The 14,026-nt window shown below is 41.3% G+C and carries 17 protein-coding genes; 7 read left to right on the forward strand and 10 right to left on the reverse strand.

The genetic code is table 11. The features are described 5' to 3' along the window. Window positions 1-96: 96 nt before the first annotated feature. Complete coding sequence (locus MsAm2_RS04645) at window positions 97-504, reverse strand: hypothetical protein (RefSeq protein ID WP_338097098.1); 408 nt, start codon at window positions 502-504, stop codon at window positions 97-99. Between the two features lie 318 nt (window positions 505-822). On the opposite strand from MsAm2_RS04645, the gene MsAm2_RS04650 reads away from it, so the two are divergent. The 5 genes from MsAm2_RS04650 to MsAm2_RS04670 all read left to right on the forward strand — a co-directional run bounded on the left by MsAm2_RS04650 (window position 823) and on the right by MsAm2_RS04670 (window position 5,216). Further along, window positions 823-1,326 (forward strand): TrpY family transcription regulator, encoded by a 504-nt coding sequence (locus MsAm2_RS04650; protein WP_338097099.1) that lies wholly within the window; start codon window positions 823-825, stop codon window positions 1,324-1,326. A gap of 172 nt (window positions 1,327-1,498) precedes the next feature. Then, window positions 1,499-1,894 (forward strand): 5-(carboxyamino)imidazole ribonucleotide mutase, encoded by a 396-nt coding sequence (locus MsAm2_RS04655; protein ID WP_338097100.1) that lies wholly within the window; start codon window positions 1,499-1,501, stop codon window positions 1,892-1,894. Window positions 1,895-1,925: 31 nt separating this feature from the next. Further along, window positions 1,926-2,789: an epoxyqueuosine reductase gene (locus MsAm2_RS04660; RefSeq protein WP_338097101.1), complete on the forward strand. Its 864-nt coding sequence runs from the start codon at window positions 1,926-1,928 to the stop codon at window positions 2,787-2,789. 61 nt (window positions 2,790-2,850) lie between these two features. Then, the gene (locus tag MsAm2_RS04665) at window positions 2,851-3,072 is read left to right on the forward strand and encodes a hypothetical protein (protein WP_338097102.1); all 222 of its coding nucleotides are present in this window, start codon (window positions 2,851-2,853) and stop codon (window positions 3,070-3,072) included. A 467-nt stretch (window positions 3,073-3,539) separates the two neighbouring features. Then, window positions 3,540-5,216 carry a sulfatase-like hydrolase/transferase gene (locus MsAm2_RS04670; RefSeq protein WP_338097103.1) on the forward strand — a complete coding sequence of 559 codons (1,677 nt, stop codon included), beginning with the start codon at window positions 3,540-3,542 and terminating at the stop codon, window positions 5,214-5,216. 64 nt (window positions 5,217-5,280) lie between these two features. Here MsAm2_RS04670 and MsAm2_RS04675 read toward each other — a convergent pair whose 3' ends face one another. From MsAm2_RS04675 to MsAm2_RS04690, 4 genes are all read right to left on the reverse strand, one after another. Then, entirely contained in the window at window positions 5,281-5,820 is a 540-nt protein-coding gene (locus MsAm2_RS04675; protein WP_338097104.1) for a DJ-1/PfpI family protein, read from the reverse strand. 372 nt (window positions 5,821-6,192) lie between these two features. Further along, on the reverse strand, window positions 6,193-6,879 hold the full coding sequence (locus MsAm2_RS04680; RefSeq protein ID WP_338097105.1) for a DUF2110 family protein: 687 nt from the start codon (window positions 6,877-6,879) through the stop codon (window positions 6,193-6,195). Between the two features lie 87 nt (window positions 6,880-6,966). Next, entirely contained in the window at window positions 6,967-7,653 is a 687-nt protein-coding gene (locus MsAm2_RS04685; RefSeq protein ID WP_338097106.1) for a hypothetical protein, read from the reverse strand. Between the two features lie 255 nt (window positions 7,654-7,908). Beyond that, the gene (locus tag MsAm2_RS04690; RefSeq protein WP_338097107.1) at window positions 7,909-8,403 is read right to left on the reverse strand and encodes a hypothetical protein; all 495 of its coding nucleotides are present in this window, start codon (window positions 8,401-8,403) and stop codon (window positions 7,909-7,911) included. A 121-nt stretch (window positions 8,404-8,524) separates the two neighbouring features. Between MsAm2_RS04690 and MsAm2_RS04695 the strand changes: the two genes are divergently transcribed. Continuing rightward, window positions 8,525-8,761: a hypothetical protein gene (locus MsAm2_RS04695; protein WP_338097108.1), complete on the forward strand. Its 237-nt coding sequence runs from the start codon at window positions 8,525-8,527 to the stop codon at window positions 8,759-8,761. Window positions 8,762-9,121: 360 nt separating this feature from the next. Further along, complete coding sequence (locus MsAm2_RS04700) at window positions 9,122-9,253, forward strand: hypothetical protein (protein WP_338097109.1); 132 nt, start codon at window positions 9,122-9,124, stop codon at window positions 9,251-9,253. 112 nt (window positions 9,254-9,365) lie between these two features. Here MsAm2_RS04700 and MsAm2_RS04705 read toward each other — a convergent pair whose 3' ends face one another. The 5 genes from MsAm2_RS04705 to ftsY all read right to left on the reverse strand — a co-directional run bounded on the left by MsAm2_RS04705 (window position 9,366) and on the right by ftsY (window position 13,869). Then, on the reverse strand, window positions 9,366-9,872 hold the full coding sequence (locus MsAm2_RS04705) for a cupredoxin domain-containing protein (RefSeq protein WP_338097110.1): 507 nt from the start codon (window positions 9,870-9,872) through the stop codon (window positions 9,366-9,368). Window positions 9,873-9,915: 43 nt separating this feature from the next. Then, window positions 9,916-10,371 (reverse strand): cupredoxin domain-containing protein, encoded by a 456-nt coding sequence (locus MsAm2_RS04710; RefSeq protein WP_338097111.1) that lies wholly within the window; start codon window positions 10,369-10,371, stop codon window positions 9,916-9,918. A 164-nt stretch (window positions 10,372-10,535) separates the two neighbouring features. Further along, the gene (locus MsAm2_RS04715) at window positions 10,536-11,081 is read right to left on the reverse strand and encodes a cupredoxin domain-containing protein (protein WP_338097112.1); all 546 of its coding nucleotides are present in this window, start codon (window positions 11,079-11,081) and stop codon (window positions 10,536-10,538) included. A gap of 393 nt (window positions 11,082-11,474) precedes the next feature. Then, window positions 11,475-12,641 (reverse strand): tRNA (guanine(10)-N(2))-dimethyltransferase, encoded by a 1,167-nt coding sequence (locus MsAm2_RS04720; protein WP_338097113.1) that lies wholly within the window; start codon window positions 12,639-12,641, stop codon window positions 11,475-11,477. 1 nt (window position 12,642) lies between these two features. Continuing rightward, window positions 12,643-13,869 (reverse strand): signal recognition particle-docking protein FtsY, encoded by a 1,227-nt coding sequence (gene ftsY, locus MsAm2_RS04725; protein ID WP_338097114.1) that lies wholly within the window; start codon window positions 13,867-13,869, stop codon window positions 12,643-12,645. Between the last annotated feature and the right edge of the window lie 157 nt (window positions 13,870-14,026).

The following is a 14,026-nucleotide window of genomic DNA, read 5'->3' on the forward strand; positions in this document are numbered from 1 at the left end:
CCTTACCGCGTTTTAAGTACGAAAAACACGAAAATCAAGTCCTACAAGTGAAAAATGATATATATACTTTTCCGATAGACAACGATTTTTGAAAAATTACAAATCTCCCGAATCCTCTTCGTTTCCCAAAATCGCTGTCCACCACCAGCGGGCCATGTCGATTAAATCTTTGGAGAATTGTCCGGAAAGCCGATACTTTTGATTTTTAACAGAAATCAAACCAGCCCCCATGAGTTTGTTACGCATCGAATAAAAAGAAGCGCGGCTTGTGCCGAGTTGCTCAATAATCATTTCCCATTCATCGGTTCGAAGGGGATTGCCGGATTTATGACGTTCTTCAACCATGTTTAAAAACTTTTGGCCGCGAACGGCTGTCGCGTCTTCCTGAAAAACACGCCGCATTAAACTGTAATACGGATCTCTGGAATGACTGACACGCGCACTGGAATCCGAACGAATAACGATCGTAGTTGCGGTCCGGGGGGCATTTTTCACGGTAGACATATTCATTACAAAGACTTTATGAATAATAAATATTTCGGAAGATCTGCGGAGATGGATTTATATTTTTCATTCGACAAACTATAGGAAAAAACATTTACACCGAAATTTCAACAATTCAATAAAATAACGATGATATAAAAATGATATAAAAATGAAATAACGATGAAATAACGATGAAATAACGATGAAAATAACGATGAAATAACGATGAGATAAAATCGACCGTTTGAATCATTTAGAATCGTTTATATAATACATAAATGTACAACTATAATCATTTACTGCGGTTTTTGTACAGAGGAGTGCAGAGGGAAAATTATGTGGGAACCGATCCGTATTCAATTCGAAAAATATCCGGCTCAGGAAAAGGTTGTCAAGCTCCTTTTCGAACGTGGTTTTCAAGTCAATGACGCGGGAAAAGTCGTTTCCGGAAAAATTGAAATTCCACACGTTCAAATTGGAAAAGAAATTCATGTTGACCGCCGCGTGGTGGACGCTGCGACAAAACACATCCGAGAAGATGAAATGTTGTATGATATTTTTAAAAACGTCAAGTCGGTTCCGTTTTTGGCGGATGTGGCGCCACATTTGAATTTGGGAGTCGTTGTCATCACACCGGATGATGGTGCCGATATCGGAATTATTTCAAATGTCACTCGTATTATTGCGGATGCGGGACTCAGTATCCGGCAAGCCGTGTCGGACGACCCATATTTTACGGAAAATCCGAAGCTGACCATTATTACCAATGAAAAAATTCCGGGAAATTTGGTCGAGCGGATTTTAAAAGCGAAAGGTGTTCGTGGTGTCAGTATTTATTAAAATGTGAAAAATTAAAAATCGTCTGTTTTTTGCCGATTCAGACAAAAAATTAAATGTTATGAATCCATTTTTCTTTATCTATACTCAAGTTTTCTTGTCCCAGTAACTTTTTAATCAATGAAAAGCAAGATTTGAGCATCTTAATTTTTAATAAGTGACCGGTGGAATAAAATTGGTTCAAATTTCAATCATTATGGGATCCGAGTCGGATCGGGCAATTGCCGACCGAGCCGTATCTGTCCTTGAAAAAACAAATTATACGTATGAAGTTGTGGTCATTTCCGCGCACAGAAACCCGGATGACTTGGACGCTTACATCAAAAAAAGCGATGCTTTGGTTTACGTCACCATTGCCGGTCTTTCGGCAGCGCTTCCGGGTGTTGTTGCCTCTAAAACCAAAAAACCTGTCATCGGAATTCCGGTCAGTGCCAAACTTGGTGGATTGGACGCACTTTTGTCGATTGCGCAAATGCCGCCCGGCGTTCCTGTGGCCAGCGTCGGTGTCGACAATGGTGCTAATGGTGCTCATTTAGCGGTTCGCATCTTGGATTTGGTGACCGGCAAATAAAAGCGATCGATCAGACGACGGAAGGGGTCCAATGAAAACTTTGTATCAGTTTCTTTTGGAAAAACAAAAGAACCATCTTCTGCCGGTATTTGGTTTTGCCGAAACAAAACTCTGGGAGCTTGAAAAAAAGTATCCGATTCATCCGGATTTTTTCCCGGAAAATATTTTTCCTCTCGCAAAAACCGCAATTGTCATCGGGGTTCCGGTGAATTTGCCGATTTTGGAGACGACGCCATCTGTTTATTACAATGAGCATTATAAGACCCTCAACGCTTTTTTAGACCATCAGGCGTTGGAAATTTCTCTTTTCTTGAATGAAGAAAATATGCCAAGTATGCCGGTTTCGCGCGACGGGTACGCCGGAATTTCCGCGCTGCTAAAAAATCCGGTGGCGGCCTTTTCTCATAAACATGCCGCCTACCATGCCGGACTTGGGACATTTGGGCGCAACAACGTGATTTTAACCAAAAAATACGGACCCCGGATTCGATTCACGACGGTTTTGACCGCTGCCGCTTTGGACGAATTGGGTGTCGATCAATCGGGAGTCGGCCAAATACCTGCCCAACCGGAAATGGAATTGTGTATTGAATGCCTGCTCTGCGCGCGTTTATGCCCGAAAGGCGCGATTTGCGGCGATAAAGAAATCCCGTACCCCCAATCGAAAATTGACAAGCAAAAATGCACCGCCCAAAGTGAATATTTGGCAAACCGCGGGATTTCTCCGTGCGGTGTTTGTATCAAAGTTTGCCCAATTGGCGAGGATAGAAAGGCATTCGGGCGGACAAATATCCGTATTTATGATGATGAAAACGAAAATATCACAAAGACCGGCATGGATGAAAGCAAATGGATCCGGTCATGGAACCATATCCGAAAATACGGAAAAAAATGATCCTTTTAATACCTATTTTTTAAAAAAGAACGGCGGCCGGTTTTATTGGCATTCACAAAAAATGAGTTCTATAACGCACGCGGTGGGCGTCATCGGTTGCAAAATCCGAACAATTTATTCCAATCCCAGAAAAACGTTTGTCTGCAATTATCCAATTCAAACAAGCCTTTCGATTTTGGATTCAAAAGTTGAAGTACTGGAATCGTCTGTAATTATCCAATTCAAGCAAGCCTTCCCGAAAATTCGAGATGCTTTGCATCTCGAATTTCTCGGATATCATTAAAAGAAAGATATGTTGGTGAGAAGTACAGCAGATGGAATAGAAACAGATTGCAGTAATATTAAAACAGTTAACAGTAGCAGCAAACTAAAACCATAAACAGTCGCAGCAATACTCAAACCATAAACAGATTGCAGCAAACTAAAACCATAAACAGTCGCAGCAATACTCAAACCATAAACAGATTGCGGCAATTTTAAAACAGAAAAACGACACAGCAACTTGTAAAATAATGACCCGGACATGGAAAAACTTCAAAATTAAAATTAAAATTAAAAATATTTGAAATCAAATTATAAAACAGAAGTTTATGCCTGATTTTTTCAACGATAAAAAGTTTCTGTTTTAAAAAACGAATCGACTAATGATTTTGAAATATTTCTGCAGAAAAATTATGATTTGTCTTATTTAAATTGTTTGATTTTTAAAATTCCAAATTATTTATAAAGATGGGGATTCTGCTTTGTTTCATGTCACAAAAAAATCAATTTATTCACAAAAATACGTTTTTAGAAAACAAAACAAACAAAACAAATAAAACAAATAAAACAAATAAAACAAATAAAACAAACAAAAAAAGCAAATCGGAAAAACCAATTCGTTTGATTTTTCCGGCCTTGTTTTTGTTCGTGGTTTTGTTTCTATTTTTGCTTGCCATACCGTTTGCTTTGAATACCGCCGGTGCTGCCGCCTCTGACAGCTATTCCACCGATTTGTCCGGCTCCGCTCCACAAGGTGGCGTCCTACTCATTGTCGACGGAATGGGATCGTATTATATTTATCCGGAATTGACCGCCGGAACGCTCACCAATGAAACCGGAAACCACGCTCTTGTCAAAACCCTTCCCCGGATTTGGGGGGACGGGTATCGGATTTCGCTCATGAAATCCCCGCATCCGGTCACTGAACTCGGACACTCCACCATCGTTGCCGGAAATACAGCGGCCGACTCTGAAATGGTTGGGTACGCCGGTTCAACCTTGATGGACGTTTTTGCAGATGAAGGATTTTTGTGCATCGGTGTTATGCAGCGCGGCGATTTTGCATCCATGCGACAAAAATTCGATCTCATTCTGTATGATGAAACGAATTCCGTCAACAATATGAATTTCACGATTCAGCGGAATGACAAAGGCGAAGGAGGCGGAGACGGCGACAACTCAACCGCCGAAAAAGCGGTCCGGCAAAAAATGATTCGGGAAATCGAAGTTGAATTTGAAAAACTCAAAAACAACGCATCTTCTTACGTGTCTTCCAAAGACACAGGCGACAAATATGCCGGATACAACCGCCATGCGCTTGACGCCGCCTGCGCCGCTTTGTCGGTGATGGAAAAGTACCCCGGCCAAAAGTTTGTGATTGTCATCAGTGTCGGCGCGGTTGATTCCACCGGACATTACCGCGGATATTACGCATATTTGGATGCGGTGGAGCGTTTGGATAAGGATATGGAAAAATTGTTCAACCAATGCAAAAAAAACAATTTCATTTTAGCGATTACCGCCGACCATGGCATGTCTTTTGAAACATTGGACAAAAAGGGCGGCGGACACAGTTCCGGAAAGTATGCCAAAACCAAAGAAGCGACAAACATTCCGTTCATCATTTGGGGGCCGAATGTGAAATCCGGTGTCATCGACGCTGCCGAAACCGGACAAGAGGACATCACGCCGACCTTTTTGTCTTTGTTTGGAATCGGCACAGCTCCGCGTTTTTCCAAAGGAAAGGTTTTGCCGGCCAAAGAAAAACCAACGCTCACAATTGAATTTTCAAAACCGGAAAACGTCCGGATTTTAAAAGATGGTACTGAAATATTTACCGCATCGGGATACGCCAAATATTCGATTTCAGGACTGTCTCCCGGCAATTACAAGGTGATGTGGACCGCTCAAAATGAAAAATATACGCAAACGGAATGCCAAATATTCATGGAAAAAGATACGGTTTTGAATGCAACGCAATACGTTCAAAAATCCATTTTTTCAAAATCTGGAGTGGATTCTTCATCCGAGTCCGAACCAAACCCCTCGGGAACGGATTTTGGATGGAACAAAACGGTATTTACAAATAAATATGTGGTTGCCGCGTTGATCCTTCTGATCAATTTAACCGGCGGTGTTTTTGCTTACCGGATTTACAAAAAATAACAATCAGAAATGAAAAAACAGAAAAAAACAGAAAAAAACAAAAAATGAATCAACGGATTCATTTTTATGCGTTTTCCAAAATAGCTTTGATGATTTCTTCCCCGAAATCGTAAGAAGCCTCCGGACCGTCACCGGTAATGATTTTTCCATCCCGGACAACGTGTTCCGGATTTATTTTCGAACGGGCGGCGTTCATTTCGGCAATCGCGTCGGAATCATTAAAAACGGTTGCGTTTTTGCCGGACAAAAGACCCGCTTTGGCTAAAATCACCGGAGAAATACAAATCGCGGAGACAATTTTGTTTTTGGAGTAAGCGTCATTTAAAAGCGCATGAAGGGTTTTGTCGTTCCACAAATATGCTTTTGAGCCGGCACCGCCGGAAATCACAATCGCGTCATAGTCATCGGCTTTGACATCTTGAAGGGTTGCGTCCACTTTGTAAGAACCACCTTTGGCACCTTGGGCGACCCCAAGTTTTGTCGAAGCAACCGTCACCGCAAAGTTATTTTTTTCAAAAACCTCTTTAGGACGGAAAAATTCCTCATCCCGAAAACGCTCAGGCGCAATTACCATGAGAATTTTGTTCGTCTGATTTGTGTTCATTTGGAGACCTCCGATGGATTATGAATTTTGGCCGTATTTTATTTGCAACTGTGTTTTAAAATTTACAGTTTTCAGCTGTGTTTTAAAATTTACAATTTGCGGCTGTGTGCCACTCACTTCTTATCATAATTATTAATCCGAGAAAATCAGACGCGAAAGCGTCTGATTTTTCGGGATGGTTTGCATGTTTTAATCAATAAATGAAATCTGGGATTTCAATTCAAAAATTCAATTCAAAAATTCAATTCAAAAATTCAATTCAAAAATTCAATTCAAAAATTCAATTCAAAAATTCAATTCGGATTTCAATCCGATATCAATATTGATTGAATAATTTCATAATTTTTAAGCTTTATGTTATTTAACTTTTCGTTATTTCTTTGACCCGATCATGACGCCCATTTGCGATGACAACAGTTTTCCGATGGATGCGACAATTCCGGGACCGTCCGTTTTTTCCGTACAAACAATCACTGATTCCATGAGTCCCAACTTTTCCACGCCGTAAACATCCCGGCCGTGCTTTTTTTTCTTGATCGCCGCTTTTACTTGGGAACGCGTCGCGTTGTTCACAAAAATCCTGTCGGTCGACGATTTTTTCCACGTCCACCATTGGTCGATTTGCTCTTTTGAAAAAAGAGCAAATTTGGATTCTTCAGGAATTGTAAACGTGATGGAGAGATAGGGAATCATTCCAAACCGCGCCGCGATTTGCTCGGCGTTTCCGGTCCCAAGAACGCTCAACGCAGACGCCGGAATCACCGTTTCAAATCCGGCCTGGATGTGAATTTGTTCCGGTTCAATTTTGGAAATATAGCCTTTGTAAACTTCGCCGGGGACGATATCCGATTTTTGAAGCGGCTTTCCAAAAGCGTTGTACAAAAAATTCGCACAAACTTCTTCATCTTCGCCGGAAAGTGAAATTGAGAAATGCTTTCCCTTAGGAAGAATGTCATAAGAGACATCCAAATCTTTTAATTCGGTATCTATAAACGCTTTTAATGCGTTTTTCGCGTTTTCCGGATGACCGTAAACCGGCTGTAATAATTCAATAATCATATTTTAATCCTTCAGACATTGTTTTTAAGTTATTTTCGGATACTGTTTATTTCCCAATATTGTTTCCCAATATTGTTTATTTTTCCATTATTTTTCATATTCCTTTCCCAAGTAGAAAGAATATTTCATAACGGCAACCCTATATGTTTTTACCAATTTCGGGTCCGGATTTTCCATCTGTTCGATTTCTTTTCCAATCATTTTAAGTTCCCGGTCATAAGGTCCTAATTTTCGGAGAAGAACACCAGAATCGGCTTCCGCCATCGTTTGTTCCTCATAAATGTCTTGAATATTCCCGCAAAAAATCTCCAACCGGTCGTCTAATGTGAGCGGGCCGACATAAACCTTTTTTTCCCGAATCCCCCGGTTCTCTTTTTTATGAAAACTAACCGCCTCATACGTTATTCCTGTGTCGGTGTCCAAGGAATGAGCAGGCAACTCCATTGTTTTTTCTTCCGCTTTTCGCACCGGCGCGTATCCTTCCGGAAATTCAAAATATTCATTGGAAACAGCGATCTTGTAAGCGTTTGTCAAATGCTGCGCATAATAATAGCCTTTGGGTGTCAGTTTAAGAAAGCGCGTCCGCCCTTCGAAAAACGTGGAAATAAATCCGAGTTCATCCAATTTCTTGATGATTTTATTGGTATGGGAAAAAGTCGAATCAATATTTTCCGCCACTTCCGAAATGTATGTCACCTCTTTTTCATAAATAAAAAGAATGGAAAGACAGGTTTTTTCCTGAAATAATAATTTTTCCAAATCATTCAACATCATATGAAAATCCTCAAAATCAGTTTTGTTAAAGACAAAAGTGTTTCTCTGTTTAAATATGTTTCATGGAAAATATGTGTTTTGACAAACATAAATCGAGAAAAAAGAAAAAGAAAAAGAGAAAGAGAAAACCATTTATTATTTCTAAAATTTATTCCGGCAGCATGCGCGCGACGGCAACACTTTTTTGAATAAATTTTCAACTAAACCGCAGGCTGTTTAAAAAAAATAAAATATAAAAAGAGGAGGAGAGGGATTTTAGGTGACGGACACCGTCAAAACCCCGCCGTCCGGCATATAAAATGTTCCTGTGTCCGGGTTGTAAAGGTCAATATGGTAAACGCCGGGCTGGTTGAACGTGAAATAGATTTCGTATTTGGCATCCACTTTGACATCCTCAAAAGCATTTTCTTCCGAATGGTAAAGGTGGTTGTAAGGAATATCCATTTCCCGATTCCAAATGTGAAGAGTGTCTCCAACAGAGATGGAGGTGTTGTGCGTCAAAAATTCGCGGTTTTCCGCCAAAATCGTTTGCACAGGCGTTCCGGTAAATTCGCCGGGGCGAGAAACCGTGACCGAGCCGGGACCGGGACCGGGCGGTGCTGTGTTTGCGGGCGGTGTCGTATTGTTTGCAGGCGGCGTTGTGTTGTTAGCGGGCGTTGTGTTGTTGGCGGAATCGTCGACGCAACCGCAAATTCCAACAGCTACAGCAAAAATTATGAGTAAAAATGTGAAATATTTCATGCGTTTCATCATATCACCTTTATTATAAAAATTACAAAATTAAAATAAGTTTTATAGTATTTAAGGAATTGGATAGTTGTTAAAAATATTTTGAATTGATAGAAATTGACAGAAATTGACAGAGATAGATATGAAATTAAAAATCATACTTTTAGGAATCATAGTTCTTGCATCTGTTTTTGCACCCGGATGCGTCGACAATCCATCCAGTCAAAATGAAAAAACGGCAGCCTATCCGGTAAATAATAATGAAATGAGTTTATTGGAGGCAAATGAATCCGGTTTAATAATGGAACAAGAAAAACTTCAATATTCTTATTCAAAACCGACTGTGAAATATAATACCAATTCGGAAAAATTGCCATAGGGTGACACGATTATTTATTCCCGAGTTCAACATTTTGGTCCGATTGTCGATCCAGCATATTACACTCAAATAAATATTGAAGAAAAAGCCGATTTAATCGTCTATGCAACCATAAAAACAATAGAACCTTCCCAATGGTCAACACCGGATGGAAAAGAGCCGAAAAATGCCGAATATGGAACAGGAATAGCAGGAAACGAAACAGGAAGTTGTTATTATCCGATTCTCTTTACAAAAGGAGATTACATTTATACGGATGTCATTTTCACAACAGATGAATGGGTTAAAAATTGTGGTCCAAAAGAAATCAAAGTCCGATTATACAGCGGACAAGTTGAAAATGTTGTCATGTGCGATGAAATGATACCAAATTCCTGGGAATATGAAATTGGAGAACAAGTTCTTTTAGGACTGTTTAAGGATGAAAACGGCGGATATACAATTATGCCGGGAGAAGGCATTCGAAAAGTCGTTCTTGAAAAAAAAGATTAAAAGTTTAAAAAACGATTAGAGTCATACAATTATTAAGATAATGGCTTTTTATTGAAAAAACAAAAAGCCATTCTTCTTATTTATCCGTTTTATATTTTATTTAAAATCCATATCAGTTTGTCACCGTCACCGTCAACGTTCTGTTTCCGGTTGTGTCATAAAATTCAACGGTGTCCGGATTATACAGGTCAAAGTGATAAGTTCCCGGTTTGTTGAAAGTTATGTAGAGTTCATATCTCGGGTTAACTTGAACATCTTCAAAAAGGCCTTCTTGGGAGTGGTAGAGGTGTTTGTAAGGAGACACATCTTCCCGGTTCCACATGTGAAGAGTTTCACCGACTTTAACTGTTTTTTCGCCGGCCGCAAACTGGCGATTTTTGTTGAGCATGGTAATGGCTTTGTCCTTGTCGCCCGGGAATTCTTCCGGTTTTTGGACGGTAATCGCGCCGGTGTTGGTTGTATTTGTGGTGTTGGTTGTGTTCGTGGTATTGGTTGTGTTGGATGTGTTCGTTGCGTTGGTGTCATTGGTTTTGTCCACACAGCCGGACATGCCGACCGCGAGCACAAGAACCGCAAGCGTAAACAGAACCAACAAAGTTTTCGTTCCTGTCATTTTCATGAAGCTTAACTCCTTTTTAGAAAAATAAAATGATTCGTGTGATTTATTTGGTAACCGTCACCGTTAATGTGGTATTTCCGGTTGTACTGTAATAGGAATTGGTTGCCGGATTGTTCAAATCAATGTGATAAGTTCCGGGTTTGTTGAAAGTTAAAAAAGTATCTCCCAAAGCTTTCACATAAATGTCGTCAAAAGCATCTTCTTGCGAATGGTAAAGATGATCGTAGTGTGCTGAAACTTCTCGATTCCAGATACGAACGGTTTCACCGGATTGAATGGTGATGGACGTATCGACAAATTGCCGGCCTTTTGCCAAAACCGTTTGGTCCGGCTCTCCTTCAAAACCGGATGCAGACCAAACTTTCACCGAATCCCCGGTGATTTTATCGGAACCGGATGTGTCGGCATCATTGCCAACACAGCCGGAGAAGCCGGCAACGGAAAGGAAGAGAACAATTAAAAAAAGAAAGAGAAATGATTTTGAATAGATCATTTTCATGAAGGTTCCTCAATCGCTGCTGAAATATTTGTTTATTTTGTTTATTTTGTTTATTAGTTTATTTTCTATTGTTAATCTTTTTTCCATTTTTTTTCTGTTTTTGTTTTACACCTATTCCTGTTTTTGAGGTATTGTTATCGTTTTTTATTTATTTCGTGTTTTGTTTACGAGACTTTCACGGTCAAAACCGCGTTGGTCGGGTAGGGTTCTCCGGTGTTGGGATTGTAGATATCAATCTTGTAGGTTCCGGGTTCGTTAAATGTGAAATAAACATCGTATTTAATGTTGACTTTGGTGTCAGGAAAAGCGCCTTCTTCGGAGTGGTACATGTGCGCGAAGTTGACATCTTCTCTGTTCCAGATGCGGACGGTTTCACCTTTGCTGATGTTGACGCTGCTTACGGAAAATTTCCGGTCTTTGGCAACAACCAAGTGTTTGGCGGTTCCGTCAAATTCGGATTGGTTTTGAACAACCACTTTTTCGCCGGAGGAAACGTTGGCCGGCTCGGACGGGGTCACGTTCGTGGGCTCAGATGGGGTCACGTTTGTGGGTTCGGATGGGGTCACGTTTGCAGGTTCGGATGGCGTTTCATTTGTTTTATTGTCGGTTCCGTTGGCAGCCGGTTCATCATCGACACAGCCGGAAATTGCGACGGCGCCAACGAGCAAAACCAATGCCAAAAGAAGCATTAAAGTTTTTTTCATTTGCATAATAATTCCTCTTTGAAATGGACTGTCAGTTTACCGCAAATAAACGCAACAATAAACTGAGAGATAAGAAATAAATGAGACTTTTATATATAAACATTTTTCAATGGCATATTTTTTAAAAAAATGAGAGCAGAAGACTTAAAAGAAGAATAATAAAGGATTATTCATATTAAATAAAAATAGAGAGATAATATATAAAACATATAAAATTGGATGCAAAAAAATGGAACCATAAATAAAAACCGGTCGGCATTTTTGTTGAAAAATTAGAATTTTCAGTCATAATATGCGCTGTGGCGGCATAAAATACAATAAACAACAAACAATAAACAATAAACAACAAACAATAAACAATAAACAACAAACAATAAACAACAAAAAAATAAAAAGTAATTATTCCAGCAATTTCTTTTTGATTACGTCTGCCGGCGCGTCTGTTTTAAAGGAGGTTCCCGAAAAATGCGTCCGGGTCGCGATAAAACCGGCCGCTCTTAATTTTTCTAAAAAGGGATCAATTGGTGGCGCCGAAATTTTGAGTTCTTCGCAAAAGAGATGCTGGTCATAAAAAAACGCAAGGTCGGCTTCGTTTTTGCAGGTGACAACCAATTTTTTAGCGGCCTCTTTTTTATTCAGCGGGAGACGGTCTAGTTCCGCAACAACCGCGTCACAGAATTCTGTTTCCCGAAGCGGACCCAGCCAAACGGGACCGGCGATTTTACGGTTTTTGAAACAATTGGGACACTTCTCATCCAGAAAAACAGATAGGCCGGTTTTGGTTTCACGTGAGCCGCAGGCGGGACACCATGCCAAAAATCCAATGTGTTCGACGGTTTTGTCCGCGTTTTTCGCGCCGTGAAGAATTTCGGCGTAAACCCGCACATAATGGCGGGTCGCATGCGACAACAAGGGGCGGATTCCTTTGTCATATTTCGCGGTTTCGCGGGCAATGCTCCCGAGAAGAACACGAAGCCCCATTTCGCTGTGGAATTCGTTGTTCAGCGGAACGGATGAATACTTCCGGACGCCGGATTTCAAATGCGCGCCACATAGGGGCGCAGTGTCGGTCGCGGTCACGCCGAGCAAAAATGTGGCGGACGCGGCGGCAGCATCTAAAAATGGGGACGGGGTTCCAAACGGGTCAATATCAACAATCGCAAATTTTTCCCGGTGCAAAAGAATGTTGGCATTTTCGCAGATGGCGGCAGCGGTCCGGTCAAGATCATTGCGGGAAATGTTTTGCCGGATAAGTTCGACGGCTTCCGGTTTGATATCGTTGAGAACGACCGAAATTCCGGTTTCTTTGGAAACTCGAAGACCACGGATGCCGGAAGCGGAAAATGCGTCCAAATACCGGATGTTTTCCCGTTCGAATCCTTTTCGTTCAATTAATTTTTGAACAAAAACAGATGTCGCGGCGACGTTGATGTCGCGGTTCATTTCCATTTCCGGATTGTAAAAGACGGAGGCGGAAGCGGTCGGGATTGAATTATTTTCGTTTGGAACCAAAATGTCGGTCTGCCCTTCCAAAACCTGTAAAAACCGCTCCGGTGACGGAATCATTTTAATCCTCAAAAATTTTGTTCACGAACCATTCGGCGTCAAACTTCATCAAATCATCATAGTTTTGGCCGACACCGAAGAAGAGAATCGGCTTTTGCGTGATGTAGGCGATGGAAATCGCGGCGCCGCCTTTGGAGTCGGCGTCCAATTTTGTGAGAATGGTGCCGCTGATGGCGACAGCGTCGCTGTACTGCGACGCGCGCTCGACCGCATCGTTTCCGGCGGTCGCCTCGTCGACAAAAATGATGAGATCGGGAAGGCCGACCCGGCAGATTTTTTCAAGCTGCGCCATCAAATTGACATTGGTATGCATACGGCCGGCGGTATCCGAAAGGAGGACGTCGACTTTGTGGGCTTTGGAATACTGAAGCGCGTCATAAATGACGGCGGCCGGGTCGGATCCTTCCTGGTGCCGGATGACTTTAACGCCCAGGCGGTCGGCATGGATTTGGATTTGGTCAATGGCACCTGCGCGAAACGTGTCTCCGGCGGCGATCGTCACGGTTTTTCCTTGTTTTTGAAGGCGGTTTGCGATTTTTGCGATGCTGGTCGTTTTTCCGGTGCCGTTGATGCCGACAAAAACGATGTGTGCCGTCGTTCCTTTTTTAGACGCGATAAATTCGTCAAAGTCAAAAACGTTGGCGGACATGACTTCAAGGATGGCTGTCTTGAGCGCCTCTTCGACGATATTTCCGGTATTTTTCCCGAATTTTTTGCGTGTGCCCGACAGCTGGTCTTTAACGGATGCCACAATCGCTTCCGTAACGGACAGCGCGAGATCGCTTTCAAGCAGCGCGATTTCAAGGTCCATGAGCGGGCCTTCCAAGTCGTCGGCATCGAGAATGACTTCATGGTCAAAAATAAGGGCTTTGGCGCGTCCGAAAAAACCGACTTTTTCCTTTTCCTTCTCCTTTTCTTTTTTCACGTCTTTGCCGGTCTCATGTTTTTGGGGGTCGGCAACAACAATTTCATCCGTGATTGTCTCTTCAATAAAGACTTCTCCGGACTCCTCTTCTTCGATAATAATTTCTTCGATAATCGTTTCTGAAATGATTTCTTCTGGATTGTTGGGGACGGTTTTTGTGTCCGTTGTTGTATCCGTTGTCAAGAGGATTTGTTCCTCTGTTTTGACGACTTCGGGTTTGTCGAGCTCGACCGCCTTTTCGTCAATCGTTTTGTTCAGGGATTTTGTAAAACCTTGAAGCTTTTCTTTGAGTTTTCCAAACAAAAAAATGTCTCCTTAATTTGTGATTTTTTAAATTTACTTTGATTTGAAATATAAAGTAATGAGATTTGAAATATAAAGTAATGAGAAATCGAATATAAATAGAATCTTATTTTATCATACCACTTCAAATACAAAAAAGGTGAAAGATAGGGAAACA

Origin of the sequence: Methanolapillus ohkumae (assembly GCF_032594355.1) — an archaeon.
Lineage (GTDB): Archaea > Halobacteriota > Methanosarcinia > Methanosarcinales > Methanosarcinaceae > Methanolapillus > Methanolapillus ohkumae.

Coding starts and splice junctions, on each gene's coding strand:
- MsAm2_RS04660 (WP_338097101.1), top strand. CDS start 1,926: ATGAAAACTTTGTATCAGTTTCTTTTGGAAAAACAAAAGAACCATCTT.
- MsAm2_RS04645 (WP_338097098.1), bottom strand. CDS start 504: ATGTCTACCGTGAAAAATGCCCCCCGGACCGCAACTACGATCGTTATT.
- MsAm2_RS04670 (WP_338097103.1), top strand. CDS start 3,540: ATGTCACAAAAAAATCAATTTATTCACAAAAATACGTTTTTAGAAAAC.
- MsAm2_RS04720 (WP_338097113.1), bottom strand. CDS start 12,641: ATGATTCCGTCACCGGAGCGGTTTTTACAGGTTTTGGAAGGGCAGACC.
- MsAm2_RS04650 (WP_338097099.1), top strand. CDS start 823: ATGTGGGAACCGATCCGTATTCAATTCGAAAAATATCCGGCTCAGGAA.
- MsAm2_RS04705 (WP_338097110.1), bottom strand. CDS start 9,872: ATGAAAATGACAGGAACGAAAACTTTGTTGGTTCTGTTTACGCTTGCG.
- MsAm2_RS04690 (WP_338097107.1), bottom strand. CDS start 8,403: ATGAAACGCATGAAATATTTCACATTTTTACTCATAATTTTTGCTGTA.
- MsAm2_RS04665 (WP_338097102.1), top strand. CDS start 2,851: ATGAGTTCTATAACGCACGCGGTGGGCGTCATCGGTTGCAAAATCCGA.
- MsAm2_RS04715 (WP_338097112.1), bottom strand. CDS start 11,081: ATGCAAATGAAAAAAACTTTAATGCTTCTTTTGGCATTGGTTTTGCTC.
- MsAm2_RS04700 (WP_338097109.1), top strand. CDS start 9,122: ATGATACCAAATTCCTGGGAATATGAAATTGGAGAACAAGTTCTTTTA.
- MsAm2_RS04695 (WP_338097108.1), top strand. CDS start 8,525: ATGAAATTAAAAATCATACTTTTAGGAATCATAGTTCTTGCATCTGTT.
- MsAm2_RS04675 (WP_338097104.1), bottom strand. CDS start 5,820: ATGAACACAAATCAGACGAACAAAATTCTCATGGTAATTGCGCCTGAG.
- MsAm2_RS04680 (WP_338097105.1), bottom strand. CDS start 6,879: ATGATTATTGAATTATTACAGCCGGTTTACGGTCATCCGGAAAACGCG.
- MsAm2_RS04710 (WP_338097111.1), bottom strand. CDS start 10,371: ATGAAAATGATCTATTCAAAATCATTTCTCTTTCTTTTTTTAATTGTT.
- MsAm2_RS04685 (WP_338097106.1), bottom strand. CDS start 7,653: ATGATGTTGAATGATTTGGAAAAATTATTATTTCAGGAAAAAACCTGT.